This is a genomic window from Novipirellula sp. (assembly GCF_041583735.1).
GTDB lineage: Bacteria > Planctomycetota > Planctomycetia > Pirellulales > Pirellulaceae > Novipirellula.
In genome coordinates, this window is sequence record NZ_JBFHFD010000899.1 from 1 (window position 1) to 2672 (window position 2672).

Sequence of the window (2672 nt, forward strand, 5' to 3'; positions counted from 1 at the left end):
CTCTTCGATTTCTTCGTTACGTTCTCGAATGTGGCGATATTCGCTTTCGAGTTTACGAGCCAGTTGGATCATGGGATCGTTTGACTTCTGGACGGCGTCATTGCCCGCTTCGACCAATTGTTTGCGAATCGCAACATCAGCCAGTTGGGTGCCTTCGATTAACGCAGCAGCCCGTTCGCGGGGCCCTTTGCCATCGAGAATTTCTTGAATCAATGCGTCCTCTGCCCCACGTAAGATAGTCAGCCGCGAAAGTTCGTCGCTCAGTTTAACCTGCTCGAGATCATCGTAGATCGGGGCTTCGCTGAGCAGCGATTGCAACTTGGATTCTCGCGACGCATCGGTGAACTCGTGCAGTCGTTGGTCATTGGGTTTGAGATCTTCGGCGGTGAGCAGCACGATTTGCATTGCGGTGTCGAACAGCGTGCTTCGCAGGCTGACGGTCTGCGTCAACATTTCGCGTTTATCGTCTTGGATTTCCGCGATTTCCGCCCAAGCCGCCGCCAGTTCTTTGTTGGCGTCGTTGTCTTGCAGTTCGTTCAGCAGCTTTTCTTCGCGGGCCTGTTTGGCGACAAAGGTTTGCGGATCTTGGAGGCCTGCCAACATCCCGGTGTAGGCTTTGCGAGCGTTTTGAATGCCGAACAATTCATCACGCGCGCGGCGTGCCTGTTCGGTGCCTTCGAGCCCAAATTGCTGCATCAGAATTTCTTTGCGGCGAAGGAAATCGAGCACATAGGGCAATCGGTCGTCACGCAGGAATTTAAGAGCCGCGACCGTAAAAATACGCTGTGTACGTCCTGGGTTGCCACTGACGAAAACCAATTCGCCCTGTTGCAGAGGATCCGAGCTCCAACGCAAGAAATTGTCGAGTTTCGCAGGTTTGCCGTCCTCGTAGACCCGCATGATTGTGGCGTCGAGGTTGTAACGCGGGTATTCAAAGTTGTCCGCATCGCCGCCAAAGAAGGCCGCTTTCGTTTCCGGCGCCCAGACAAGACGAACGTCGGTGTATTTCTTGTAACGATACAGGTGGTACTTTGCTCCACCGAACAGCGTCACCACATCACTTCGCAACCCGGTCTTTTCGAACGATTCTTCCTCGATCGTCGAAATCACGCCGCGTCGTTGTTTCAGGGCATCGTCGCTGGATGTGCCGGGTTTAACGGCTTCGTTGACCCGTTGGGTCACGTCCTCGATCGACACCAGTTGATTCAGTTCCAAATCAGGAGCCTTCAATTCCTGATCGAGTGACTTGGCTAGATAGCCGTCTTCGATCAGGTTCAATTCGGGGGTGCTGAGTTTATGCAGCGTATCGCTGGCGACGTGATGGTTGGTCAGCACCAAGCCGTCGCTCGAGATAAACGATCCCGATCCTCCGCTGTTGAATCGCACCGACGACAATCGAAGGTGGTCCGCCCATTGCGAATCGGGTTCAAAATTGTGTTTCTGTTTCAGCGTTTCAACGGGCAAATCATTGAACAAGTACATGCCTTCGTCGCCATACGACGCGACGGGCAGCGAAAGTGAGGTGGTCAACAAAAACATGAGCAAGGCTATTCGGCTTCGGATTTTCATGTCTAGGATTTTTAGATGGGGTTGAGGAGCGTTCGAAAGGGAACTCACGCGTCTGTGTATCTTAGCAACATCCATCGCGGTGATTGGGAACCCAACGTATCGCACGAGCGGGATTTCTTCGCCTGATCGTGCAGATTCGTCTTCCCCCAAATCGGAAATTTTCGTAGCTAACAGAGGTTGAAATCGAATCACAACGGCCCAGAGGGAAATGGTTATGCAAGCGAATATTGTCTGCATCAAGTGGGGGACGAAGTATGGCAGCGAGTATGTCAATCGTTTGCTTCGCGGAATCGAAAAGCACCTGCAAATGCCTTTCCGTTTTCTCTGTTTGACCGAGAAACCCGAAGGGATCGACAAGCAGGTCGAGATTCACCCCCTGCCAGTGACGCCGTTTGATGAGGGAGCGTTTGATGCTCGCAAAGGGGGCGAAACTTGGCGCAAAGTCGGTCTGTTTCAGCCCGGCTTGGCGGGACTCGAGGGCGACACGCTGTTCCTTGACCTGGATGTCGTTTTGACTGGGCCGCTGGACGATTTCTTTACGTTTGAGCCAGGCCGTTTCTGTGTGATCCATGACTGGCTCGAAAAGCGCCGGGCGTGGATGCCGGGGCGTGATGGTAAGGTGGGCAATACTTCGGTATTTCGCTTCAACCCCGAACGCCACTCGCGGGTCTATCAGCACTTTTGTGATCACCAGGCCGAAGTGCTTGAAACGTTCCGTATCGAACAACAATACGTTAGCCGCACGCTTTTGGATGATCTAGCGTTCTGGCCCGAGAAATGGGTGTGCAGCTTCAAACGCAGTTGTCGTCCATTGTTTCCATTAAACCTGATTCGCGAGCCGTATCAGCCATCAGAGATGCGAGTGTTGGCATTCCACGGCTATCCGCTGCCAGACCAAGCGATTGCGGGCTACCAGGGAGGCGTGTTCAAGTCGACCTTGCCAGCAACGTGGTTGAGCGCCCATTGGAAAGACGCGGCGTAGGTCTGAAGTTACCCGTAGCGAAACTCGCGAACGGGATGTTGGTTTAATCGAAATCCAAATCGCAGTGGTGAGCCGTGAGGCACCGGGTAATGCGTGCGTGGGACCCGGCCGCTCACGCGTC

2 protein-coding genes are annotated in these 2672 nt (G+C 53.8%); one reads left to right on the forward strand and one right to left on the reverse strand.

The annotated features are described in order from the left end of the window. On the reverse strand, positions 1–1539 hold a 1539-nt coding region (locus ABX962_RS34345), incomplete at its 3' end, for a S46 family peptidase (RefSeq protein ID WP_372726168.1). A 244-nt stretch (positions 1540–1783) separates the two neighbouring features. Here ABX962_RS34345 and ABX962_RS34350 point away from each other — a divergent pair. Continuing rightward, on the forward strand, positions 1784–2551 hold the full coding sequence (locus ABX962_RS34350) for a hypothetical protein (RefSeq protein WP_372726169.1): 768 nt from the start codon (positions 1784–1786) through the stop codon (positions 2549–2551). Positions 2552–2672: the final 121 nt, after the last annotated feature.